Consider the following 24,812-nt stretch of genomic DNA (forward strand, 5'->3'; position numbering starts at 1 on the left):
CCGTGTCTTGTCCTCTTTGTTTTCCTTGTCCTCTTTGTCTTCCTTGTCTCCCGTGTCCTATACTCACTAATTAAGCTTCGTCTAAAGCTGCAATTCCAGGCAATACCTTACCTTCCAGCAACTCCAAGCTAGCGCCGCCACCGGTGGAAATGTGGCTCATTTGGTCAGCTAAACCGACTTTTTCGACGGCCGCAACGGAGTCACCACCACCAATAATGGTGGTTGCACCTTTTTTACTGATGTCAGCCAAAGTCCGGGCGATCGCTTCTGTACCAACAGCGAATTTATCAAACTCAAATACGCCCATCGGCCCATTCCAAACGACTGTCTTACAATCAGCCAAAGCGTCTTGAAACAATTTCACAGAATCAGGGCCAATATCCAAGCCCATCCAACCATCGGGGATGTTCTCAATACTAACGGTTTGAGAATTGGCATCAGCAGCAAACTTATCAGCTACTACTACATCTGTGGGTAACAACAAGGTTACGCCTTTTTCTTTGGCTTTCGCTTCCAAAGATTTTGCTAACTCTAGCTTGTCTTCTTCTACCAAAGATTTACCCACACTCAAACCACGGGCTTTATAGAAAGTGAAAATCATTCCACCACCGATGATCAGCTTGTCGCATTTTTCCAGCAGTGTTTCAATAACACCAATTTTGCTGGAAACCTTGGAACCACCGATGATTGCAGCTAAAGGACGCTGTGGACTTTCAATAGCGCTTTGGAGGTACTGTAATTCTTTTTCCACCAAATATCCAGCTACAGAAGGACTCAGGAATTGAGTTACGCCTTCGGTGGAAGCATGGGCGCGGTGTGCTGTACCAAAAGCGTCATTTACATATAAATCAGCGTTAGCTGCTAATTTCTTCGCAAACTCGGGATCGTTTTTTTCTTCTTCTTTGTAAAAACGAACGTTTTCTAATAACAGTACTTGTCCGTTTTGCAACGCCTCGACTTTGGCTGCAACTTCATCACCAATGCAGTCATCAGTTTTAACAACTTCTTGCCCTAATAACTCAGAAAGACGTTTAGCAACCGGAGTCAGACGCAATTTTTCATCTACACCCTTGGGACGCCCGAAATGGCTTGCTAGAATCACCTTAGCTCCCTTCTGCACCAAATCCTGGATAGTTGGTAGGGCAGCACGGATGCGAGTGTCATCTGTGATGTTACCTGCATCATCTACAGGTACGTTAAAATCAACCCGTACAAACGCACGTTTTCCAGACAAGTCAGTTGCAGATAAATTTGCTAAAGTTTTCTTTGACACGTCACAAACCTCCTGATTGCCTTTTTGTTATGTTTTACATTTAGTAGATCCTTTCTGTGATTGTACAGGAGTACGTGGTGCAAAGAATTGTTAAGTTATTAGTTTCTTATCAATTGTCTGCGGTGACAATACCAAAACGTATGGAGAAATAGTCATTTCCATGCTCTACCAAAAGCAGGAAGCAGAAAACAACTTCTATCAAGCAACTGGTGAATGCAATGTTTAAAAAAGTTCTGTTTCCAATTGATCAAAGTCGGGAAACTCAGGAAGCATTTGATGTAGTGATTGATATTGTCCAAAAGTACAGCAGCCGCTTGGTGCTTTTAAGTGTGGTGGAAGAACCAAACACAGATGCACCAAATGAGGATGTTGTCATGTCCTCACCTGAGACTGTTGGCAAACTACTAGAAACTGCTAAAACCGCGTTTTCCCAGCAAGGAATTCAAACAGAAACTATTGAAAGGCAGGGCAAACCCGCGTTTGTAATTTGTGATGTGGCTGATGAAATAGAAGCAAATTTAATCGTCATGGGATGTCGGGGACTCGGTTTAACTGATGAAGGCGCTCATGATAGCGTTACTAACCGTGTGATTAATCTGTCTCCTTGCCCGGTGTTGATTGTTCCGTAATTGGGTATAGGGGAGAAGGGAAGAAGGACGAGGAGGACACGGGAGGCAAGGAGGACAAGGAGGACAAGGAAGAAATATTTCTCCCACACTCCCCACACTCCCCACACTCCCCATCACCCGTCAATCAACCGTGACACGGAAACGAATCAAACCAGTCTGTCCACCAGGAATATTAGCTGGCCCAACAACTACTGCACCTTGGTTGTTGCTACCACCACAAATATCGGCAAAGTCTTGTAATGGTGCTAAAGGTGATAAGAACTGTCCTTGGTTGTTAATTCCATCAACAGAAAGGCTATTAGAGACATAGCTTGTACCTGCTGGAATCAGGTCACACAAGCGAGTATTTTGGAGTTGCTGAGTGCCATCAGCCAGAAAATAAACTGTGTATTCGACTTGGTCGCCACTGTTTAAGGGTGGTTGGAGACTAATTTGACCAACAGGCGATCGCCCAGCTTGCTGTAATCTGTCGTCATCATTACTATTGGGGTCATTGATAAAAGTGTTGAAGTTGACACCACTAATGGGCTGACCGTTTCTCAAAGCATTGGTAATGCGCTTAACTATCCGCAAATTGGTTTCTCCAGATGCTCCCGCCTGACCGGGACGGAAACCAAAATCAATACTGAGATTTTCTGAGTTGGGGTCAGTGATATTAGCCGTTAAAGTCGTGTTGGTTGTAGCTATGAAGTCACTTGGTTGTGTCACCTCTACAGTATAGTTACCTGGTTGTAAACCAGTAAATAAATAATTACCGTTGTTATCAGTACGAGTTGTGCCAACGACCTGGCCAGTACTATTGCGTAGAGTCAATGTCACATTAGCAATTCCTGTCTCGCCCCTATCAGGACTACCATTGCTATTTCGATCTATGAAAACAAAATCACCAATTGCACCACCAGGCGGTCGGCGCAAGCCAAAATCAACAGTATCAAGGGACTGACCAGGATTTAATGTCACATCGATTTGTCTATTCCCGGTAGTCACATCTGGCAAATTAAAAGGAGGATTAACGGTGACTCTATAAGGACCTGGTGGCAAATTGCTAAAAGAATAATTACCGTTAGCATTAGTATTTGTTGTCTGAGTAGTGTCGTCAGGAGTACCTAGCTGTCCGTCAGGACCTGGCAGAGTGAGTGTAAGAGGGACATCTCCAACCCCTGATTCGCCTGGGTCTTGTTGACCGTTACCATTGATATCATTAAAGACAGTATCACCAATAGAACCTAGTGGTTGGCGCAAGCCAAAATCAACGGTATCCAGAGACTGACCAGAATTCAAAGTCACATCAACTTGTCTACCACCACCAGTTGTAACTTCTGAGAAGTTAGCAGGAGGATTGACAGTGACTCTGTAAGAACCTGGTGGCAAATTGCTGAAAGAATAATTACCGTTGCTATTGGTGGTTGTTGTCTGGGTGACATCATCAGGAGTACCGAACTGGCCATCAGGGCCTGGCTGAGTGAGGGTAAGAGGGACATTACCAACTCCGCTTTCGCCTGGGTCTTGTTGACCGTTACCATTGATATCATTAAAGACAGTATCACCAATAGAACCTGTCGCCGAAGGCGCACAAATAGTTATATCAGCAACACCAATCGTTTCGTCTTGTCCAGGTTCTTGGTTTCCAGTGTACAACGGTCCACTCTGGTAGGTAACTCGAATTTGGGTTACTGGTTGAGCAAAAGTTGCAAAAACATTACCAACGTTGCTATTGTTAGGTGCGTTACCTGGTTGTACCCGTGGTTCGGCTCCCCGAGCAACATTACCATTAACTATTTGAGCAACAGCACCAGGCCCAATGTTAGTTAGAGTAACTGGTACATTTTCACCTTGATTAGATGCCGTGACTGTGATTTGATCCTGGTAGGGGGGTTCTTGTACTGGTTGATTGCGATCGCGATCTACATCCAGAAATGTTAGGGGAGCAGGCAAAGTCACTGGTCGAGCAAAAGTGATGGTCAGCGTCGAACTGCCTTGTGGATTTTGTGTAGCATCGATTCCCCAGCGCAAATATGGACTGTTAATGCCACCGTAGGGTCCAGGAGCAACCCCATAGGGAACCGCACCCAGGTTTCCCGGAGAATTCTCCGGTGATTGATCTCTGATAAATCCTGCTGGGTTCTCCGTCATCTGAAAATTAGTGCTGACACCCCCAATATCGAAAGTTTGATTAAAATTTGCCGTTTGGAAATTGGTTGTTCCCCAGTTGAGAGTTGCTTGTGTTGTACCAGCAGGACAACTTGTTTGTTGTGCGACAGCTTTTTGACTGGAAAGACTTCCTTGTAGGGGAATTTGGGGAATAGCCAATAGCACTGTTAGCAGCGTACTCCCACAAGGATGAAAGTTTAAATGTTTAAATAGAGCTTTCATTTTCTAGTTCAGTTCCTAAATATTTCTATTTGAAAATAGGGGTTAGTCAGTAGTTAGTGGTTGTTTGTAGGTTGTTTTAATACTCCCCACTACCCCATCTCCCCACATTCCCCCTACTCCTCACCTGGGAGACTCTATTTGCAGGTCTTGTTCTTGCGGTTCCACAATCAGTTCGATACCTCGCACATCTTTGTAGATGATTTCTGTACGGCGATCGCGTGCATAATCTACGCGGGTGTTACCTTCTGTTTTGCGTTGGGTTTCACCAAAAGAACGAATCGTCATCCGTTCTGGACTAATACCCTTACGCAGTAGGTAATTTCTCACAGCTAAGGCTCGACGTTTACCCAGTGCCAAGTTATATTCATTGCTGGCGCGGGGGTCGGTGTGTCCCTGTAATTCAACTACGATGAAAGGATATTTTTGCAATACTGCTGCTACCCGATCTAGAACAGCAGCACTTTCTGAACTAATAAAGGATTTATCTAAGGCAAAGTGGACATTATTTGGTGCTTGGATGCGGATGGGTTCTGGTGGTGGCGGTGGTGGCGGTGGCGCTGGTGGTTCTGGTGGTGGTGGCGGTACTGGTCGAGAAGTACACTGTGGAGGCTGAGTTGGTTGAGAACTGGGCTTTAGATTTGGTTTTGTGCCAGCAGTGCCAATAATCGCCGCTAGGGCTGGTTCAGAAGTACCATATTGCGGATCGGTAGCGATCGCACTCACCGCATCTCCGGTTTGCAAGTTTTCCACTATAGTGCTAAAATTACCACCCTCATCTACAGATACGGTTGCCAATGGTTCACTTAATGCCCCGTAACCCCGTTGATAATCGCCTAAACGGTAAATTGTCACTTGTGAACCGCGATCAGCTTTACCTTGCAAAGTGACGCTGTTTCCTGTAGGCAGAAACGCCCTTTGTTTAAATTCTGGAGCATTAATAGCTGCATTCCCAGTGTCAAGGCGACGGTTAGGAGAATCTCGGCGTGGATTGGGGCCATCTCCCACCTGAAAGTCGCTCACATCCAAATTTTGCTGGGTATTTAGGTCAATACTCAAACCTTCTAACGCTGCAAATTTATTGTTTTGGATGATATTCTTGACTGCTGGTTTTCTTCTACCAACATCATTTCTGGGAAAAGCTGACACCACTACCCCCGGCCCAGCTTGATAGTCAATTTCATTACCAACTACCTGGTGATTACTACCCATCAAGTAAACTGCTGCCCGTCGTAACCTTCTGCCGTTATAAGTGATTTTGTTATTTTGAATTGCTACACTACCTTGGGGTTTGAATAGATACACACCCGCTCCATCATTGCCACAAATCAAATTACCTAAAATTTGGGACTGATTGACTAAACCTTCAAATCTCAAAGCATCAGGCATCCCAGCAATGCCGTTAGCAACGAGAATATTTTCTTGTACTAGCGTATTTTCTCCACGCACTGATGTAATAATTGCACTACCATCATGGTAAGAAATCCGGTTACGCCGAATTGTTGCTCCTTGGGAGTTAAAAACGTAAACCCCAAATGCCGAAGTTTGTTCTGGCATTTGTTCATTAGCTGTTAATCCCAGCCAGTTGTTCTCAATCACAATATTATTGGGTGGCACGTCAGAGGCGCGGAAGGGAAAATCATCGTTGGGCGGTTGCTGACGGCTGGTATCGGGAGGTGGGAAACGGTGAGCAATGACAATATCTCCTGGCGGTGTAGTCAGAGTTACCGGCTTAGGATCAGTGTCAAAAGCCAAATTTCCCAAAATCTGTTTGATCGGTTTACCTGTAAAACCATAAATATTCAAGCCGCGAATTGTCACACCATCAGCAACCACAGTCAACCCGCGCAAAATCTCTTGATTTGCTGCGGGAGTGATTGTCACCACTGGTACAGGAATGGCAATTTCTGCCGTTGCTGAATTGTTCGGATCGTATCCTGGTTGAGTTGAACCATCGATAACTAATCCGGGAGTGGCTAAATCTGGTAGTTGTGTTTGTAACTGGATCGTAGTTGCACCAGCAGGTAAATTAAACTCTATTCGAGATGCGCCTGTAGTTGGTGTAACCTGGGTTTTTTCGGCTTCACTGAGTTTTGCTGTGGGTAAAGTGCCATTGACGATCGCGATCGCTTCGCGCAAAGTCACAGCATTATCAGGGTTAGGATTTCCATCACGATTGCTATTTACCACCACCCGCAATGTAGGAGAGGAAGTGGGGGTTTGAGCAAAGGCAATTTCTGGAGGTAAAAGATACACAGTTAAAGGTAAAAGGTAAATTATTCCTTTTGCCTTCTTTTTGTTGAATTTCAACTTGGACATTACTCACTCCTATGACACCACGTTTGAAGTATGAAGCTATGAAGTATGAAATTTTTTCATCGGGGCTGCCTTCTGCCTTCATCCTTCATCCTTCTGCCTTTTGTCTTCTGCCTTCTGCCTTTTGTTTCAAACGCTGAATTAATTTACTTTGGGATGTCTCTTTGGCAGGTTCTGTTTGTGCCGTTGGGATTTCCGACTCTTGTTGTTGTTTGGGTACTGGTTCTTGTAAACCAAAGCCACCCAAAAGTTCGTTCAACTTCAAGCTGATATTGACATAGAAACCACCTTCAGAACGATAACCAGTAAAGTCGCGGTCATCCACACTGCCAAAGCTGTAACCGAGACCTAAACGTAAATCAGGAGTGACGTAATATCCGGTTTCAACAGCAACACCGAATTCATCGTAGTCAGTGCCGCTATTGGAGTTTTGTCCAATCCATCGTCCCTCAACAGCTAAATCGCTGCGATAACCTAAGCGATAGGATGCCCGTAATTGTGCCAGGTTAACACTACCGTCGTATCTGTCATCGTCGTAGTAGGTAACGCCATTGCGGAAAGCGTATTTGCCGTAGAACTCCCAGCGCCAATTGGGGGCGTAGATACCCTCTGCGGAAAAGATATGACCTGTGGCTGTACTACCTGTAAGTTGAGTTTCGGGAATCGAATCAAAGTTTTGCCGCCACTCGTATTTCAGCAACCCATTGAATCTATCGTTGGTGGGGTCGCGGTATGCTAAACCGATTTTGAGATTAGCTGTATCTCCCAGTTCTTGGAACCTTATACCGCCAGTGTCGATGCTGTTGACGACGGTGGGAAGGTAGACGTTAGCTTCGCCTGCTTGTTGGAAGCGGACTAAGGCTGTTAAAGCCGGAGAGATTTTTCCGGCGGCGGCGGCAGAAATTACTAGGTTATTGCTTTGATCTCCATCACGATATTCAAACTCAGCGCGGGCTTTGAAATTAGGATTATCGGTGTATTCAAACCCCAAGCTATAGACGGAACCAGAAAACAGTCCCAAACTCGCAGCAGTTTGCCCCACTGCGTAGTATTGCGGATATCTATCTCCGGCTGCTGTAGCATTGAATATATTTTTGAATACGTATTGATAACCCAGGTTGACTTTGAATCCTGGTGCTACTTTCCAGCCGTGAGACACACCAAGAGCGCCTTGTCCTTGCAAGCCACCAAAACCAGAAAGTACGGAATAGCGACCCAGTAGGGAAGTATCATCTGATAGTTTTTGATCAACAATCGTGTCTAAGGTAGTAAGGGAGTTCCCTGGCAGTAATTCACTGTCATCATAAAATTGATGTGCCAGTCGCAATGTCACTCCCTCGGCTGCTTTCCAGTCTAAACCCAGGGTAGTCCGGTTGGGATACAAGGGGTCAGACTCACCTAAATTCAGTTCATTTTGGGCTTGAAAAGTCAAGCTATCTGTTAATGGAAACTTCAAACGAGATACAATCTGACTCGCGTCACCATCTAAGTCATCACCAATACGATCATTGCGAGAACGGTTGACGTATTCCAAGCTGAGATCGCTATTACCCAGTTTTTGCAGAATTCCCGCCCGGAAGGTTCGCAGTTCGTTACTGACTCGTTCCCCAGGACGATTTTGTGGCTGTGGATCGAATAAGTCAAAGAAGCTAGTGATGGAAGTTGGTGCAGTACCGTAGTTCTCTTCGACGTCGTAAGCGACTCTAAAGCTAGTCAGGTCACTCAGTCTGGTTAGTAAAGATGCTCCGTAGCGGGTTTGTCCAGGTGTAAAGCTAAAGGTGGCGTTGTTAGAGAAATTCGGCTCGACGGCGCGATAGTAAGCTTGACCGAAAAGATTTTCTGTGATATTTCCAAAAGCTTCCAAGCGGTAAGCATTACCACTGGCTTCTTCGCCAGTAATTAGGTTGTTGTTGGAGTGGGCAAATTCCCCGACAATCTTTCCTGTATTTCCTAAAGAGATTAAGAAGTCTCCACCGAACAGTTCAAAATCTTGGTCGCCTTGGTCTTCCCTTAGATAACTAACAGCGCCGAAGGTTTTGTTTGTGAAATCGTTGGAGAAGTTATATTGCAATCTTCCACCCAGGAGGCTGGAGTCTTCGCCACCTTCATTTTGGTAGGTGACGACAATGCGGCGAACGAGAGTTGAGCCAAAGGGGTTGAGTTCTGTGGCAAAGACTGGACGGCGAAACAGCAGTGTACCACGGTCATAGTCAATTTCGTAGTCTGCACCACGCACCATCTGTTTGCGTTCTACCACCGTGCCAGGACGGTTAATTTCCTCTGCTTCTAGATAAACAATTTCACTGCCAGGAACTAACAGGCGTTTGGAAAGGAAGTAGTAGCCACCTGTGCCATCAGGAACGATGGTATCTCGCTGGAAGCCTTCGATATTGTTGGCATACAAGCCTGTGATTTGCAGGTTGCCCAGGTTGTAGTTAGCTTTAAAGCCGTGCAGTTGACGGGAGGTAGCTGTATACAGTTGGGAGGCGCGAGCAAATTCGTTGGTGCTGTAGTCGCCCCACATGAAGTAATCTGGTTCAGCTCCCACAATCGAGGGAGTACGTTCTAAACGAGCGTAGAAACTGTCTATCGAAGGGGTAGTGGGGGTAGCGGTGGAACTATCGCCATAAACGGGATAGGGTTGTTCACAGAACTGCACACCACCAAACAGGCGATTGTTGCCTTCACAGTCTTGATTGATAGGGCGATCGCTATTGAATGCCCCTGTAAATAACCAATCTCCAATTTTTCCTGTGGCAAAGGCAGCACCATAAAAATCTACGGTTGTGCCTTTGTCTATCTCGTCAGGATTGAGAAATTCTTGCAGGCTTCCCCAGTAATTCGTCCCTCCTGGGCCAATCCGCAAGTTCAGTACCCCTGTCACTAAGGAAGGGCGAAGATAGGTGGTGAATTCAACTTGAGTGTAGGCTTCTAGAGGTACTGTTGTGATTTTCTCTATCCAGGAATTATCTGTTTGTTGGGGAAAGGTAGGATTTTTGATGTCACCCAGTTCTCTGGGAACATTCAGTGATTGTTTTTGAATCTTGTCGATCGCGGCCCGGATGCGGACTTGTTGGGGTTTGATATCTGATTGTAAGGTGGCGGTGAATTCCCCATCAATGACACGCACCTGAAACCCCCCTTGGTCTTTGTCTTGGTCTGCGCCAATGAATTTGCCGGCGCTGGTGGTTAGGGTCGCGATCGCATCTTTGCGGATAACTTCACCTTTTTCATCAATAATTTGTCCTTGCAGTTTAATTGTGGAACGTCCATCCGCTTGCACACGCGGATCGCCTACAGGGGCAATTTCCAGCGTGACTTTTGATTTACCTGGAGTCGGAGTATTGATTGATGGATTATCAGTTGGTGGTGTTGTCTGTGGTGCTGGAGAAGTGGGTTGTTGTTGTAGTGGCGAATTAGGATTCTGTTGAAATTCAGTTGTCGGGTCTTGTTGAAACACCGAGTTAGGATCACCTGAAGATGGGGAATTCTGGGCAATCAAGACAGAGGAAGAGGTAAATATTTGTTTCTTCGTGTCTTCACGTCCCTGGATCGGAGTATCTACCTGTCTTCCATTTATCACACTGGCAAAAACTGTGTTGGGAGAAACCAATATTAAGGAAAGACCAAAAACATAAAAGAAAGAATTTTGATTTTGGTAAAGCTTTTTTATTTTCTTCATCGTTTTCCCCCTGAGAACGCAGGCGTTACCCCAAAATTGACTCTTGCTAAGCCACTGGGTGCTAATTTGACCAAGCGAGACTGGCTGTTGCTTTCGATAAAGTATTTATTCGGTGCCAGTGCATATCCTGGTAGGCTGGTCAAGTCTAGGGCCGCTGTCCGATAACCAGCAATGACATTAGCTAAGGAAAATAAACCGTTGGCATCGGTAACGATGCGGTTGCCATCATCCATGTAAATCACCGCATTCGGTACGCCTGGTTCGTTAGGCTGTTGTTCGCCGTCAAAATTTTTATCGACAAATACACGTCCAATTAAGGTGCCACAGTCAGACAAAATGCCTGGTCGAATTCGCAAGACATAGCTGGCTTGATTACTGGTAAGATTACCTGCTCTAGCTTGAGCTGTGTTTCTACCATCGCCGCGAATTGCATCTGGTGTAACCTCAACAGCATAGTTAACTGTCAAACTTTGATTGGGTTGTAGTCCTTCATTGGAGGAAATAGTTACTGTTCGACTAGAACCAGTTGTTGCACTCAAGGATACAGATCTATCTCCTATGGAACCTTTAAGCGACTTGGAGATAAAGCGCACTCCCAAGGGTAGCCTGTCTGTAATTGTTACCTGGTTAGTTGGGGAGTTACCAGTATTACGAATAGTGAGAGTGTAGATGACTGTGTCACCTGGTTCGGCGGCTGCTCTATCTGCCGTTTTGATGATTTCCAGTGCTGCTTGACTGGCACTGAAGGTCACTTCATTAGAGTTAACAACCCTGCCTGCGGGGCCATTAGGAAGATTATCCGCACTACCACGGGCAGTATTTGTGATAGCGCTCGTTTGAGAAAAGGCTGGTAAAATACCGTAAGTAAAAATACTGAAAATGTAAAAAGGACAAAAGAGGCTCCAATGCCTCAACCATGAAATTTTAGAAGTCATTGGAAGGCATTAATTAATAACAGCAATTTTTCCAAGATTTAAGGTTTTTGATAAAAAAAACCTGTGATTACGGTGATTTTCAAATAATCTCAACTAAATTTATTAAACAATGCAGGTATAACACCCTTGTGGGATTATTCAGTGAAAACCACAAATATATTCTCAAGCTAAAGAAGCTTGCCAATAGCTAGTAGTCTGCTACAGCAACCAAGCCCGAGTCTGAATATTCTTCGTGTCAGCGCGTCACCCCGTCAACATAGACTCGTCAATTTTGACTTGGTTGAGTACTGGAATTTCTTCTATTGTTGGTATGCCAAACAAATCCTGCGAGTAGGATAGAAACACAACAAACTGAATTTTTATTTGTTTATGATGCAATTGCAATTTCACCGCCCTTGAGTAAGATTATTTTTTTGTGATGGGAGTCTAATTATCCCAGATTTGTGACTGTAAATGACACAGATATTTTCATGACATGACAAATACTGCCTGCAAACTTGTATTGTCATGAGATTGCACCACTGATAACCTTACTCTGATTAAATAACACGAGATTGCACCATCGTTGCGGCGAAGATATTTCAACAACGAAGGGGAAAACAATCCGTTAAGTCTATCTGATGAAGCACAGAGCTATTTGATATTCGTCTTTACAGCACTGAACTCTTGTAAAGTCACAACTAGGGAAAACGTTCATTAAGTAATTTGCAAATAGGGAGAACATGAGTTAGATGATTGGAGAATTCCGCTATCAACCTAATTGATGTTCACACAAAACAATGAATTGCTAACTCGGTTCCGAAGTTAATACGTTTCTGATACAGAATCTAAGAAACGACATCCTTCATGTACCAAGTCGAATCTCATTTTTGAGATAACGCTTCAGTAATATTACCCAGAAATTAACTATAAGCAATCAGGGTTATAAAAATTTATTCAGTATTTTTTCTTATCTTTACAAAAGGAGCCTTATACGTATCCAAATATTCCCTGAATAAAGATGATAAAAGTAAAAAAATATACTAATAATTTTATGTATTTGATATGAAATGCAGGATGTAATTATCTGCTAAACACTTGATATATATTCATATATAGATAATTAACAAGTTGGTACTATAGTTTTGACATACTAAAATAATTAGATTAGTAGTGTATTAATTTACAATTATTATATTGAGAAAAAAATATATATTATTTGTTTTTTCTTTTAATGAAAGTAAAAAACTATAACGATAAAGATATTAGTGTACTGAATTGACACTGAATTGACCTAAATTAATTAGGGCAGACAATTACGAAACTGTCCACTCATATATACAAACGCTCTTCTGTATTTCTCTGAATAGAGAAATACATCTGGCAAAAAATCATGCTTTTTGACAAGTAAAAAAATAATTAATAATCAATTAGCTAATCTTGCAAAGATTTTGCATTGCAAGAAAAAATATTTATAGCAGTTATTTTGTGATGAAGCACAATTGATGATTGCAGGGTTGCTAATAGATTTTAAAGTCTATCTATCATCAACTTAACTAAGAGTTATGATTATGCCATAAAGATACTATTAGACAAAACAATAACACTTGTGCCTAATCAAGTGTTTTCTTCCAAGCGGATATTTTTTGTCCTTCTAGACGATTTATTTAATAAGTATCGTCGTATTCTGGCATATCAACTCGTCTAGCTTCAGTACGGGGTGGTAGGAACTCAGTTCGACGTACAGGAGCTAAGGGTGGTGTGGGGCCATTGTAGGGGTGAATCACCTGAACGGTACGAGGGCGTTGTTTTGGAGAGAATAAAGACAAAACTCCAGCTACGACAATACCACCACCAATGGTGAGAGACATGCCTCCCACAGCCCAAACTATGGGTGAAGACCACCAGCGATTTTGAGATTGTTGCTGCTGCAACTGTGCTGCATTTTGGCTTTGTAATTGCTGTTGGTAAGAAAAAGCAGCTTGTTGAGCATTTTGGGCTTGAGCCTGAATTTGCTGTATCTGGATTTTAAGTTGTTCGTTTTCCTTTTTGAGTATGTCATTTTCCATCTTTACTCGTTCGATGGCAACACGCTCATCAGCATTTGGGCTTACGGGTGGGGTTTGGGGGATTGGTGCATAATTAGCAGGGGGATAGTATGGTGCTTGTGGTTGCGGCACTAAATTTGATATCTGAGGAATAGCGATATTTGGCTGTTGCAGAGATGTTCCTGTCCCCTTGAGTAAAAGGATCGCCGCTAGCCCCGCAACAGCAACTCCGCCAATAAATGCCATACTTTCACTCATCGCTTTTACCCCTATAGAGCGACGTAACTACAGTTTTTTGCAATTCAGATACTCTCACACTCATAAATTTATATTACTGAACTCTACATTACACCTGATACTAAACTACTGAATAATACTCTATTTTTTCATGCTGCATATCTGCTTTATATATTCAAGACTATATTTGTTAAATTGTCTACCAAGATTAAGTGAAAAACTTGATAAGTAGAGGACAAGAGCAAAAAGTAGAATTAAGCAGAAACAACGGAAAAGTTGCGCTCAGATAGAGTTTTCATGATTTATGCTTGAGGTTTAAGTATGCCCATATACTTATTACAATTTTTTAACTCACTTCTCAGTAATAATTCTATTATGTCTTGGGGCTGATTTATGAAGTAGCGATCGCTTGCTTGAGACTTTGACAAAAGGAGGCTATTTCCTCTAACCCCTCTTGGGGCATACCTTCAGCGAGTCGCTTCACAAACGCACTGCCAACAATAGCCGCATCAGCACCCCAGTCTTTGACTTGTCGGGCTTGTTCTGGTTGGGAAATACCAAAACCTACACCAATAGGTTTGTCAGTCACACTCCGAATTTGCTTGAGCAATTCTGACACTCGCGATTCCATTTGCTCGCGCATTCCCGTTACACCTGTGACACTAACCAAATAAATAAATCCTTGGGAGGCGCGGGCAATAGCCTCTATTCGTTCAGCAGAACTGGTAGGAGCGATCAATAAAATTACATCAATGCCAATTTTAGCTGCTGGTTGCAGTAAATTAGCAGCTTCTTCTAGGGGTAAATCTGGCACAACTAAACCAGCGACACCAGCAGCAGCTATTTGTTCAAGAAACTTTTCTATGCCCCGGTTGAGAATAGGGTTGTAATAGTTGAAGAGAATTATAGGCGATCGCAAACTAGGAGTAGTTGCTTTCACCATTTCTAGGACTTGCTCTAAGGTTGTTCCCCTTTCTAAGGCACGGGTAGCAGCAGCTTGAATCACCGGGCCATCTGCCAGAGGGTCGGAGTAGGGAACACCCAACTCAATTATGTCAGCACCACTACGATCCAGAGTTCGCAAAGCTGCGGCAGTTGTTTCGATATCTGGATCGCCAGCAGTGATGAATGGGATTAAAGCACACTCACAGTTGCGTTTGAGGTTTTCAAAGCAGAGGGAAATAGCAGTCATTGGTCAAGAGTCAAGGGTCAATAGTCAAGGGTCAATAGTCAAGGGTCAATAGCTATTGGTCATTAGTTTGAACTACTAACTACTAACCATTAACTACTAACAACTAAAACAAATGACAAATGACAATTCTACACCTGCGAACCCTTTTCTTGTTCGATCTCGGCTTGAATTTTTGCTAGTTCTTCGGGAGAAAGTTCTTCTAACCGCTTTTGGAAATAAGCTTCTTCGTACTGCTCCCTCTGTTGATGGTAGGTCATTTTGTGGTTAACTGCCCGAAAAAGATAAGTCAGTAACCAGCCAATTAACCCACCGACTAGCAAGACTTGGCTCCAGATACCTGCTTCTAAATTATCTAAACCAGCCAGTCGCAGCACTAAATATGCCAAGCCACCTGCAAGAAAAACGCCAAAACCAATTCCGAGAGCGTCCAGACGTCGCATGAGTATTATGACCTACCAACTTATTTACGCTTCAATTTGCCGCCGTTTTGGTCGTAAATTTACGAACGGCGACAGAACCAACAAACCTGGAAAGAAGAAGAACACCAGAAAATACATAAATGCGCGTTCCAGGGAACTAACTACATACCAACGCTTACTTAGGTAATACAGCACAGCCACTGGTATGACTAACAAATAAGCTCCCGCCAAAACTAGATATAGCAGCGGTACTATAATTCCTTCTTCAATCATAGGTTTCCTCTTTCAGCAGAAATGACCAAAGGGTGCATCTGCTTTCCATCATAGTACCCCCTTACACTCCTTCTTCTTAGGTCAGTTTCACTTTTCCAAGAAATTTTTTATGGTTACTAGTTGGCAAATCACAAATTTGATGCTCAAATAGATCGAGGAACAATTGAATACTCTATAATCAACAAAAGTAAATCCCAAATTTACTTGGGGGTGTGGCGGAATGGTAGACGCTACGGACTTAAGTAATTGAGCCTTAAAGAAGAAACTCTTTAAGTGAATGCTCTCAAATTCAGGGAAACCTAAATCTGGTAACAGACATGGCAATCCTGAGCCAAGCCAAATTAGTCATTGGTCACTTGTTAAGTAACAAATAACAAATGATGAATCACAAAAGACTTGTTTGGAAGGTGCAGAGACCCGACGGGAGCTACCCTAACGTTAAGTCGAGGGTAAAGGGAGAGTCCAATTCTCAAAGCCTAAAGGTAAATTAGTCTTACGGGCAGTGGCGAAAGCTACGGGAGAATGAAAATCCGTTGACCGTAAAAGGTCGTGAGGGTTCAAGTCCCTCCACCCCCACTAAATATAAAGTTAAAAGTCAATAGTGAAGTCAAGGTTGTAATGATGCCTAGCTTACCCTTTGTGGCCGCTATTGATCATAATCATGGCTAGGTTAAATTATGGATTTCAGTAGTAGATAAATTACTACTTGCTGTGCCTTTGCATAATATCGTAATCTTTGTCAAACGCAGAGGAGCGCTGAGTAGACGCAGAGGAACGCTGAGTCTTTTTACAGAGAATTCGTTATTCAAGTAAGTAACTCAGTGAGAATAAATATAACGGGAGTTCCGAAAAGTAAATATGCACTAAACCCTTAGCAATGACAAATGACAAATGAAGATCCAAACTTTTTAGCTTTATTTGTGCTGAATTACTGAAATTTATCAATTTTATATAAAGAAAACTTTGAATTATTAAAGAGTAGATTGATACTCTTGTGTATCAGAATGAAGCAGATAAGAATATAAGTAATATCAAGTTCGGCTAATTGCTTACAAGATTATGCTTCGCTGTTAGTCATTGGTTTTCCATTAACGATTAACCTATTACCAGCTCACGCAATAGTATAAGTATTCAAGCGAACATGATATAAGTTATATCTTTATTTTTGAGAACAATAAATGATTTCTCATAGTTTACAAAATATTTATATTTATCCCCATATTTTTAAATCTAATGTAAAACAAATAGATGCACAAATTGTGCAAGAAAAAATTTATAGTTTTTTTGTAGAAATCGTGAATAAATATGCTCCAGAAGATGTATTAATAGAGTTTAAAAGCGTATTTTTAGATTGTTTGGGGTTGAAAAATTTAGATTTAACACTAGGAATATATGACGTGTTTATTAATAATGAGCAGGTTTTTCGCTATACTCTTAAACGTTGTTGTTATATTCTAGTAAATAATTGGGAAAGTAATAGAAAACATAAATATACTCAAGCATTAATTGAGTTAATTGCTAATTACAAATCAACTGTAATTGATTACAAAAATACAAAGATAACAATTTTCCAAACTTGGTTGGATAACTTTATTCAGAGTCAAGACTTTCATGAACTCAAGTTATTTGCATATAAAAATGAAAATAAAGCCGATAATCATTGGGTGAATCGCTATACTTCCTATCTTTTGGCTGCCCAAGTTGTAGATAAAAATAACCCAGAAGAACAAAAAGAAGTAGCTAAAAAGGCTTCTAAGCAGCTAAAGGATAAATTTAAGTTTGAACTTGCAATGTATGTTGCTCATTCTCAGTCAAATGCTTCTAGCCAGACACGTTATAGAAATCCTAGTATGTTAGGAGATGATATTTTACGTTTAATCAAGGCAATCATTGTTAGGAAAGGTGTATTTAGTTATGACAATATTGCTAATATTTTTATCAAGCAAACTCAAAATCAAACTTTTAAAGATTTTAAAGAAAGTCTGGTAAAGTATCTAATTTTTTCTGTACAGCAACCAAACTTTGTAGACGCTTTGCAGCAACAGCTATCAGAAAAGCTTGTTAATTGGAAACCAGAATATGATGATGTAACTATCAACAAATATTTGTTGTTGAGAACTTGTAATCGGATGATTGATTTTTTAACAACAGAGAATAGTGTCAAACCTACACCTTTATTTGTTTTATTGCTTTCTCAGGGACATCCTCTGACGTTAGTAATTGTTCTATTGAAAATAATTTTAATTTGCAAAAACTCGCGTAGTCATTTAGAATCTCGCATTGCTCATTTGATTCGTTATTACGATAAATACTCAGAAGAAGAATGCCAGTGGTTCATTAACTTTATTGAAATTTTCAATATCACATTTGCAATTTATGCTGAGAATGTCGAATATAACCTGATTAAGGTCAAAGAAGCTGAGAAAGCCCACGAAGTCGAGTTTGATCCGAATGCTTATCGTGTGTTTTCTCAATTGAAAGGTTGACTGTTGGTTGTTAGTGGGTAGTAGGTAGTGATTGGTTATTGCTTGGTGGTTAGTGGTTGTTAATCACTCTTCTTCCTTGTCTCCCTTGTCTCCCCAATCCCCGATCCCCAATTACTTAAACAGTCGTTTGTCAAGCCAAGCTAAGCCTGCACCGAGGGTTTCAGCGAGAATACTGACTAGGCGATACACACCTGTTGCACTAATGACTACTGCGGCAGAAAAATAGTTTTGTAAAAGTGCGATCGCAGTTGCTTCAAACACACCTAACCCACCAGGCGCACCAGGAACAACAAGCCCAACTAACCAAGCAAAACTAAAAGCAGTAAATAATAATGGAAATTGACTGAAATTCACAGGGCTTAAAGCATAAAAAATCAAAATAAACCCTATACCGCGCAGTCCCAAAAATCCCAATTCTCCCAATAAAGGTTGGAGAGGGTAGTATTCCATAATGAAACTAACATCTGAGGTAGTTGCGCGCTCAGAATTCTTGGTTTTTAAGCGGTGTAGCACGCGAATTAATAGATTTAAAAACCGGGGATGAAGGACACAAAGTACTACAAATAAACCCAGTATTTGCCCTATGTGTACAGTTAAATTAGTATTTGTTTTAACAAATAGACTGCCTAATAAGGCAACAATTAAAGCTGCTGCTGCCATCAATAAAGGTTCTAGCAATACGCTAAGAGTGGCTGCACTGGTGGAAACATTCGCATTTTTTGCTGCCATAATTCGCCCATAGTAATGCCAAACATTACCAGGCAAATACTTACCTATGTTGGTTTGCAGGTAAATCTGGATAAACTGTACAGATGGTACAGGTTGATTTAAATTTCGGAGAATCCAAGTCCAAATCCAGCCAGCCCAAGTGTGTCCTAGTAAAGTTACACCAGTTGCGATCGCTATAATTGCCCATCCTGCTGTATCAATGCGAATAGCAGCAATTCCTTGCCAGTTATCCTTTAGGGCTTTTGCCAAAAAAAATAGCGTTCCACCTAAAATTAACCAGCGTAAAATTTTTTTAATCATTGCGAAGATTTAACTGTTCGGCTAGCCTTTGGTTAAACAACTCAAATAATACAGTAGGGACAGAGTATTTGGGTAACAATTGCTTAACTGATGGAAATAATTAAACTTAATATCGTACCTCTTTGCCTTCTTATTTATTCCTTCTTTTTGATTTCTTCTACTTATATCCGTCTTAAGTTAGATAAAAAAAATGCATAATTAATAACAATAATGTGACTTACGCTAGAGGAAAAACCTCCTTTTAAATACGTATTCTTAGAAATCGATTGTTGTATTGAACAAAATCAACTCCAACAATAAATACAACTGAGTTTAACAATTACTCAGAGTATATTAATTGTTTTGTGTTGAAAGGAGGAATTGGTGAACAGATTAATTACATTTGTAAAAAAACTACGTCTGCGCCAAGTTTTAACTGTATTTTTGGCAGGATTATTGTTAATAGTTAATACTGCTTGTAGTAGTAAGTATGCTCAAGGTGCCCAGCCATACAATCCACCTGTACAAGCTGGTGGAGCAAACAATCCTTATAAGGCTGGTGGGGACAATTACACAAACTTAAAAATGTCCAAAACTGGTCGTGATCAAGCTAGTGTACAGCTAAATTCTCAACTATTACTGGCTGATGTAGATCAACAATCTGAACTGCTGTATCCTGGTGCTGAAACTCCTGTAGGTCGAGCCTATAAAGAGGGAGAATTACCAATTAAATCTGAAAAAGATTTTCGACCCGGTGCTGGTAACTTGATTCAAAATGAACCAAGTGTAACTCAAAGAGCTAAAGACAGAATTGAAACTGTAAAAGAAGCTGTTGAAGAAGCTTCCGGATTTTTGAAAGAAAAAGCAAATGAAGCTTCTAACAGACCAGAATTACAAGCTAATCCTGCTGTTAACTAATAGGAGTAATTTATCCAGCGTAAGCAAAGCAATCAGATTATTGGCAACTGAAAATTCAAAATTACAAAAGAGGAGTTTCACCATGAATCAAGTAATTTCTTTTTTCAAACGAATTCGTTTGTCTCAGATTTTAACAGCTTTTGTAGCAAGTTTTTTGCTATTTTTTACACAAGCTTGTAATGCTGCATCAGCTACAGCACCTAAGTCTCTTTCACAACCATCTGTAGGGCCTAATTCTGAAACCTACGTTCCTAAAGGTGATAACATTTTGAACCCTGCTGAAGGTGGAATGAATAACTTTAGTGATAGAGATCCTAGAGCAACAAGTGGTGCAAAAGCTAGAGCTCAGTTTCTAAAAGAAAACGCTGCCCAAGAAAAAGCTGAGAAATCAACTAATAACCCAGCAGAAGCCATCCGTCGTGTAGGTTCAGACATTGGAGAAATTGGTAAGAATGTTCAGCAAAAAGCTGGAGATGTAGGTAATAAAGCTCAAGGTACTGCTGAAGATTTCACCAAGGGAACCAAGCAAGGACTCAAAAACATCAAAGGTAATGTTGAGGATGCTGGCGATTACACAAAAGATACTGCTCAACGCACATCTGGTGCTAGTAATCCCCTTGATGCAGCGAACAAGGCTTTTAGAGACGCTGATTAATTAGTATAAGTCCATACTTTTTACCTGTTAGCCTGCGTCAGCAGGCTAAGTTTTTTATTGTGTTGTACATACCAATTCTGGAGTACGATTCGGTGAATTTCTCGCCAAGGAATATTATTTTTTCTCGCTAATTCTGCACAATCTTCATATTCTGGCTGGACGTTATTTATAACTTTATTGTTTACGTTTCCTATCCATGCTACTTTGACACGCACTACACCATATTCTGTTTCTATTTGTTGCATTTCTCGCTGTAGGATAGTGCGTTGCTGCTGAAAGCGACGAATACCTAAAGTTGTGGTTTCACGGAATAAAACTTTTTCACAACTGACTAGATTTTCTGGGGGACAAATTACTGTGAGCAAAATTCCTGGACGGGACTTTTTCATACCTATAGACTGAGTAAAGACATCTACTGCACCCGCAGCAAATAATGCCTCAAACAAATAACCGATCGCTTGGGGACTTAAATCGTCTATTTGGGTTTCTAGTACTGATATAGTTTCTAAAATCGAACTAGTGGCAAATGAGCGATCACGAATTCCAATATCAGTAGTCCAGAAGTCTGTGGCTTCCCCAAACCATAGGCGTAATATATTGGGAATTGGTAAGTTGAGATTACCTGCTCCTAGCCCAACTTGTTTAATATTCATGGGAGGTGGCGAACCAAATTCTTTGGCAAGTGTAGTAGCGATCGCAGCACCTGTTGGTGTCACCAATTCCTGTTCAATGCCGTTACTGTAAACAGGACAGCTACGCATTTCCCATAACTTCAACACTGCTGGAACTGGTACTGCCATTTGCCCATGTGCAGCCCGGACTGTCCCTCCACCAGTTGGAAATGCTGAACAATAAAGTAAGGGTAATCCTGTTTCGTCATTGTCAATATCTAACCAATCCATTCCCAAGCAAGTACCAACAATATCAACAATGGCGTCAACTGCACCTACTTCATGGAAGTGAACTTTTTGGGGGGCAATGCCATGCACTGCACCTTCGGCAACTGCTAACTGGCGAAATACCGCTAAACTCCAAGCTTCTGCCCTTGGGGGTAACTTCGCTTGCACAACCATCTGTTCTATTTCACCCAAGTGGCGGTGGTGATGGTGATCGTGATGGTTAGACAATAAATCGACATGAACTTTGGTCGCTTGCTGACCATTGCGCTGGACAAGCTCAGTCCGTAGCTTATATTCCTGTACAATACCTAAGTGATTAAGTTTGTCTATTAAGTATTCCAAGGGAACACCCAGACTTACCAATGTTCCCAAACACATATCACCGGAAATTCCTGATGGACATTGAAGATAAGCAAGTTTAGTCATATATATTTTTTGCTAGTAGTTAGTAGTTAGTAGTTAGTTGTTCACCTTTTACCACTATCCACTATCCACTAACCACTATCTATTCCCAAATCTATGACAAAAATTTTCTCAGTTCATCCTGATAATCCCCAGGCCCGTCGAATAGAGGAGATAAAGACGGCACTCTCTGATGGTGCAGTGATGCTTTACCCTACTGATACAGTTTACGCGATCGGTTGTGATTTAAATGCGAAGTCGGCGGTGGAACGAGTACGGAAAATTAAACAGCTAGCAAATGACAAACCGTTAACGTTTTTGTGTTCATCGCTTTCCAATGTAGCGACTTATGCAAATGTAAGCGACACTGCTTACCGAATTATGAAGCACTTGATTCCAGGACCATATACGTTTTTGCTACCTGCTACAAAGTTAGTGCCGCGTTTGGTGCAAAATCCGAAACGCAAAACTACTGGAATTAGAGTGCCAAATCATAAGGTGTGCTTAGAACTGCTGTCAGCCTTAGGAAATCCGATTATTTCGACCTCAGCACATTTACCGCCAGATGAGACAAATAATAGAATTTTGGGAGTAGAAGAAGAACAAATTTTATCGCGAGTAGAATTATTTGACCGTTTGGAAGGATTGGTCGATGTTATTGTAGACACTGGCGAAGAACCAAACTATGAAGTGTCTACAATTTTGGATTTAACTGGAGAGGAACCAATGATGATCAGGCAGGGTTTAGGTTGGGAAAGAGCGACAGCATGGGTATAAGAAATTTACTTCACAGGCTATTGATTTAATTTCGGAAACTGTAAAGAAAAAAACACCAGTTTAATGATTGTCATACAGACAAAGCCAAGCTCTCTTATGACTATGACGGGGATAAATCTTTGTGTATTAAGGGTTTTGACTATTTTGGGGTGGTCAAGAATACCCAGGTGTCAGCCATTGTTAAGTTGCTTGTAGAAAAACCGACACATTTTCTTACCTGGAACTTACGGAGATTTCTTACATTCTTAAATGTGAGCAGGGCTTGTGGTGATTAAGCAATAAAAGCTTATGAGATTACCGCAGCTTCTGTTGTCATGTAGTTACGGTGCAGTACCACTCCCAAAGAAGATCATGAAAGCCAATCTAGCTAATCTACCAACCTTTACACCATCTTCTAACAGCTACAACGATGCTTTGACGCAGTTTTTATATAAAGAAATACAAGCACACTCTAAAGCCACACCTGGTTGTACACAAGCTGTAGCAATGCGTATAGCCAAAGAAGTAGAGCGTATATGCGAGAAAAGCTACCGCATTCAAAAATCTGGACAGATTAAGTCTTGGTTGCTGACTCTAGCACGTCATCGTCTACAAAAATGCTTGCGTTATTACAAATTAGGTTCCAAGCAGGGACGGGTGGAATTACATAGCTGCTTAGGCGCTATGGTTTATCGCCACGTCAGCGTTGCTGGAGGTGAATTAGGATTTCAAGCTCGTTACAATTTAATTGAAGATTTCCTCCAAGCATTTTATATTGAGGCAATCAAAGCTTTTCGGCGAGAAAATGAATTACCAGAAGATTATAGCCCCCACACTCTGCTACAACTAGCAGAATACATGGCGTTTACAGAACAGTATGCGAAGCGTCGGATTAATCTAGCTGGTGGTGCGAATCAGCAGTTGATTATACTCCGCGCTCAAAGTTTTGCTCGGCGGCTACCCCAGGAAACAAATGTAGATTTTGAAATGGCAACAGAAGCTGCTAAGACTGAAGATGCAGAATCTTATCAGCGTAACTCGGCGGTGCAACAGCTGCGATCGCAAATGGTTTCGCAACCAAGTTTTGATTTAGCTGAAGAAAGCGAACGCGATCGTGTGATCTCAGAATTGGTTAAATACTTTGAATCCCAAGGTCAACAGGATTGTATAGATTACCTAGCACTAAAACTCCAAGACTTATCAGCACCAGAAATTGACCATATTCTTGGTTTAACTAGTCGCCAACGAGATTATCTCCAACAACGTTTTAAATATCATGTGGAAAAGTTTGCTCGTACCCATCACTGGCAATTAGTTCATCAATGGCTGGGTGTAGGTTTAGAACAAAAGCTAGGGCTGTCTTCTCAACAGTGGGAACGCTTTTTGAATCAACTTTCTGAGCAACAACGGCAGATACTACAACTCAAAGCCGCCAAACAAACAGATCAAGCGATCGCTAAAGCCCTAAAATGTACTCCCAAACAACTGCAAAAGCGCTGGACTCAATTACTAGAACAAGCATGGGCTATGCGTAATGGAAATACAGAAGTTCAGACTGGTTGAAAACTTAAGTTACTTTTATATTTTATTAGTTCATGTTGACTAGTTTTTCTCAATTTCCTGGTTGTAGATGCGTATTCTAATAACTTACTTCATTTTCCCTATTTTTCCCCCATTTCTGGGGGGAACTACTCTAGGAAAATCCTACATCTGGCATCTCTCAAATATTGCAGCAAAAAGTGAAATTTGATTTTTTGATTTTATTTTTATATATAACTATCATTTAATATTTATCTTATAAAAGACAAATAATTTTAATAAAAATGTTGGTTTGTCGATTAAATATTTCATAGTTTTGTATTCAAGCAATCCAACTGCTATTTTTATTCTCAAATATGCTAGAATCCTGTTTTGTGTTAAGTTTGTTTCAAAACTCAAATCGGCAATCCTATCACATTTTTGGTGTAGGAGTGTCAAAATGTATATTAATAGGGCAGATTACAACAAACGTACAATTAAGAACAAGGCAGTTTAAAATCAAATGTTTGACGGATTTTGGGATAACGTCTTTCGCTACCAGCGCTACTTCATTACTACCCTGTTAGGCGTTTTGTTGAACACGTTTGCACCACTAGCACCCTTGTTGAAACGCCCAATTACTTTAATTGCCCTCTTGGGCTTTTTGGTAGGCGGAATTGTCTTCGTCACTCTTACCCTTCGTGCCATGCTAGGTTTGAGTACAATTTGAGTCCAAACTATATATAAAGAAGGCAGAAGGCAGAAGGCAAGAGGCAAAAGGCAATTAGTGAAGAGTTCCAATACCTCACTAAACCGA

Annotated in this window: 18 protein-coding genes; 7 read left to right on the forward strand and 11 right to left on the reverse strand. The window is 41.4% G+C overall.

All coding sequences use genetic code 11. The features are described from left to right. Window positions 1-70: 70 nt before the first annotated feature. On the reverse strand, window positions 71-1,273 hold the full coding sequence (locus tag RS893_RS03745) for a phosphoglycerate kinase (protein WP_315789927.1): 1,203 nt from the start codon (window positions 1,271-1,273) through the stop codon (window positions 71-73). A 218-nt stretch (window positions 1,274-1,491) separates the two neighbouring features. Here RS893_RS03745 and RS893_RS03750 point away from each other — a divergent pair, with 218 nt between their 5' ends. Further along, on the forward strand, window positions 1,492-1,902 hold the full coding sequence (locus RS893_RS03750) for a universal stress protein (protein WP_315789928.1): 411 nt from the start codon (window positions 1,492-1,494) through the stop codon (window positions 1,900-1,902). A 120-nt stretch (window positions 1,903-2,022) separates the two neighbouring features. On the opposite strand, the gene RS893_RS03755 is transcribed toward RS893_RS03750, so the two are convergent. The 8 genes from RS893_RS03755 to ndhL form a co-directional block, all read right to left on the reverse strand. Continuing rightward, a complete protein-coding gene (locus RS893_RS03755) occupies window positions 2,023-4,275 on the reverse strand; it encodes an SdrD B-like domain-containing protein (protein ID WP_315789929.1) in 2,253 nt (750 codons plus the stop codon). A gap of 120 nt (window positions 4,276-4,395) precedes the next feature. Beyond that, window positions 4,396-6,591 (reverse strand): OmpA family protein, encoded by a 2,196-nt coding sequence (locus RS893_RS03760; protein ID WP_315789930.1) that lies wholly within the window; start codon window positions 6,589-6,591, stop codon window positions 4,396-4,398. 85 nt (window positions 6,592-6,676) lie between these two features. Beyond that, window positions 6,677-10,270 (reverse strand): hypothetical protein, encoded by a 3,594-nt coding sequence (locus tag RS893_RS03765; RefSeq protein ID WP_315789931.1) that lies wholly within the window; start codon window positions 10,268-10,270, stop codon window positions 6,677-6,679. Further along, the gene (locus RS893_RS03770; protein WP_315789932.1) at window positions 10,267-11,205 is read right to left on the reverse strand and encodes a DUF7507 domain-containing protein; all 939 of its coding nucleotides are present in this window, start codon (window positions 11,203-11,205) and stop codon (window positions 10,267-10,269) included. Before RS893_RS03770 ends, RS893_RS03765 begins: the two co-directional genes overlap by 4 nt. Before the next feature lie 1,646 nt (window positions 11,206-12,851). Next, a complete protein-coding gene (locus RS893_RS03775) occupies window positions 12,852-13,490 on the reverse strand; it encodes a heterocyst differentiation related protein (RefSeq protein WP_315789933.1) in 639 nt (212 codons plus the stop codon). A 370-nt stretch (window positions 13,491-13,860) separates the two neighbouring features. Then, complete coding sequence (gene trpA / locus RS893_RS03780) at window positions 13,861-14,661, reverse strand: tryptophan synthase subunit alpha (RefSeq protein WP_315789934.1); 801 nt, start codon at window positions 14,659-14,661, stop codon at window positions 13,861-13,863. A 128-nt stretch (window positions 14,662-14,789) separates the two neighbouring features. After that, window positions 14,790-15,101, reverse strand: coding sequence for a DUF3007 family protein (locus RS893_RS03785; protein WP_315789935.1), 312 nt, complete (start codon window positions 15,099-15,101; stop codon window positions 14,790-14,792). Window positions 15,102-15,125: 24 nt separating this feature from the next. Next, on the reverse strand, window positions 15,126-15,338 hold the full coding sequence (ndhL, locus tag RS893_RS03790; RefSeq protein WP_315791859.1) for an NAD(P)H-quinone oxidoreductase subunit L: 213 nt from the start codon (window positions 15,336-15,338) through the stop codon (window positions 15,126-15,128). A gap of 1,193 nt (window positions 15,339-16,531) precedes the next feature. Here ndhL and RS893_RS03795 point away from each other — a divergent pair. Then, complete coding sequence (locus RS893_RS03795) at window positions 16,532-17,839, forward strand: hypothetical protein (RefSeq protein WP_315789936.1); 1,308 nt, start codon at window positions 16,532-16,534, stop codon at window positions 17,837-17,839. 111 nt (window positions 17,840-17,950) lie between these two features. Here the strand turns inward: RS893_RS03795 and RS893_RS03800 are convergent, their stop codons facing one another. Next, on the reverse strand, window positions 17,951-18,868 hold the full coding sequence (locus RS893_RS03800) for a lysylphosphatidylglycerol synthase domain-containing protein (RefSeq protein ID WP_315789937.1): 918 nt from the start codon (window positions 18,866-18,868) through the stop codon (window positions 17,951-17,953). A gap of 363 nt (window positions 18,869-19,231) precedes the next feature. On the opposite strand from RS893_RS03800, the gene RS893_RS03805 reads away from it, so the two are divergent. Together RS893_RS03805 and RS893_RS03810 are read left to right on the forward strand one after the other, a co-directional pair. Continuing rightward, window positions 19,232-19,765 carry a DUF6658 family protein gene (locus RS893_RS03805; protein ID WP_315789938.1) on the forward strand — a complete coding sequence of 178 codons (534 nt, stop codon included), beginning with the start codon at window positions 19,232-19,234 and terminating at the stop codon, window positions 19,763-19,765. 82 nt (window positions 19,766-19,847) lie between these two features. Beyond that, window positions 19,848-20,420: a DUF6658 family protein gene (locus RS893_RS03810; protein WP_315789939.1), complete on the forward strand. Its 573-nt coding sequence runs from the start codon at window positions 19,848-19,850 to the stop codon at window positions 20,418-20,420. A gap of 20 nt (window positions 20,421-20,440) precedes the next feature. On the opposite strand, the gene larC is transcribed toward RS893_RS03810, so the two are convergent. Next, window positions 20,441-21,745 (reverse strand): nickel pincer cofactor biosynthesis protein LarC, encoded by a 1,305-nt coding sequence (gene larC, locus RS893_RS03815; protein ID WP_315789940.1) that lies wholly within the window; start codon window positions 21,743-21,745, stop codon window positions 20,441-20,443. Between the two features lie 93 nt (window positions 21,746-21,838). On the opposite strand from larC, the gene RS893_RS03820 reads away from it, so the two are divergent. The 3 genes from RS893_RS03820 to RS893_RS03830 all read left to right on the forward strand — a co-directional run bounded on the left by RS893_RS03820 (window position 21,839) and on the right by RS893_RS03830 (window position 24,725). After that, on the forward strand, window positions 21,839-22,498 hold the full coding sequence (locus RS893_RS03820; RefSeq protein ID WP_315789941.1) for an L-threonylcarbamoyladenylate synthase: 660 nt from the start codon (window positions 21,839-21,841) through the stop codon (window positions 22,496-22,498). Window positions 22,499-22,849: 351 nt separating this feature from the next. Continuing rightward, window positions 22,850-24,040, forward strand: coding sequence for a HetZ-related protein (locus tag RS893_RS03825; protein ID WP_315789942.1), 1,191 nt, complete (start codon window positions 22,850-22,852; stop codon window positions 24,038-24,040). A gap of 478 nt (window positions 24,041-24,518) precedes the next feature. Continuing rightward, the gene (locus RS893_RS03830; RefSeq protein ID WP_009454713.1) at window positions 24,519-24,725 is read left to right on the forward strand and encodes a DUF751 family protein; all 207 of its coding nucleotides are present in this window, start codon (window positions 24,519-24,521) and stop codon (window positions 24,723-24,725) included. Window positions 24,726-24,812 lie beyond the last annotated feature (87 nt).

The sequence above is a fragment of the Fischerella sp. JS2 genome, from assembly GCF_032393985.1.
Taxonomy (GTDB): domain Bacteria; phylum Cyanobacteriota; class Cyanobacteriia; order Cyanobacteriales; family Nostocaceae; genus Fischerella.

Coding starts and splice junctions, on each gene's coding strand:
- RS893_RS03750 (WP_315789928.1), top strand. CDS start 1,492: ATGTTTAAAAAAGTTCTGTTTCCAATTGATCAAAGTCGGGAAACTCAG.
- RS893_RS03755 (WP_315789929.1), bottom strand. CDS start 4,275: ATGAAAGCTCTATTTAAACATTTAAACTTTCATCCTTGTGGGAGTACG.
- RS893_RS03760 (WP_315789930.1), bottom strand. CDS start 6,591: ATGTCCAAGTTGAAATTCAACAAAAAGAAGGCAAAAGGAATAATTTAC.
- RS893_RS03765 (WP_315789931.1), bottom strand. CDS start 10,270: ATGAAGAAAATAAAAAAGCTTTACCAAAATCAAAATTCTTTCTTTTAT.
- RS893_RS03770 (WP_315789932.1), bottom strand. CDS start 11,205: ATGACTTCTAAAATTTCATGGTTGAGGCATTGGAGCCTCTTTTGTCCT.
- RS893_RS03775 (WP_315789933.1), bottom strand. CDS start 13,490: ATGAGTGAAAGTATGGCATTTATTGGCGGAGTTGCTGTTGCGGGGCTA.
- trpA (WP_315789934.1), bottom strand. CDS start 14,661: ATGACTGCTATTTCCCTCTGCTTTGAAAACCTCAAACGCAACTGTGAG.
- RS893_RS03785 (WP_315789935.1), bottom strand. CDS start 15,101: ATGCGACGTCTGGACGCTCTCGGAATTGGTTTTGGCGTTTTTCTTGCA.
- RS893_RS03795 (WP_315789936.1), top strand. CDS start 16,532: ATGATTTCTCATAGTTTACAAAATATTTATATTTATCCCCATATTTTT.
- RS893_RS03800 (WP_315789937.1), bottom strand. CDS start 18,868: ATGATTAAAAAAATTTTACGCTGGTTAATTTTAGGTGGAACGCTATTT.
- RS893_RS03810 (WP_315789939.1), top strand. CDS start 19,848: ATGAATCAAGTAATTTCTTTTTTCAAACGAATTCGTTTGTCTCAGATT.
- larC (WP_315789940.1), bottom strand. CDS start 21,745: ATGACTAAACTTGCTTATCTTCAATGTCCATCAGGAATTTCCGGTGAT.
- RS893_RS03820 (WP_315789941.1), top strand. CDS start 21,839: ATGACAAAAATTTTCTCAGTTCATCCTGATAATCCCCAGGCCCGTCGA.
- RS893_RS03825 (WP_315789942.1), top strand. CDS start 22,850: ATGAAAGCCAATCTAGCTAATCTACCAACCTTTACACCATCTTCTAAC.
- RS893_RS03830 (WP_009454713.1), top strand. CDS start 24,519: ATGTTTGACGGATTTTGGGATAACGTCTTTCGCTACCAGCGCTACTTC.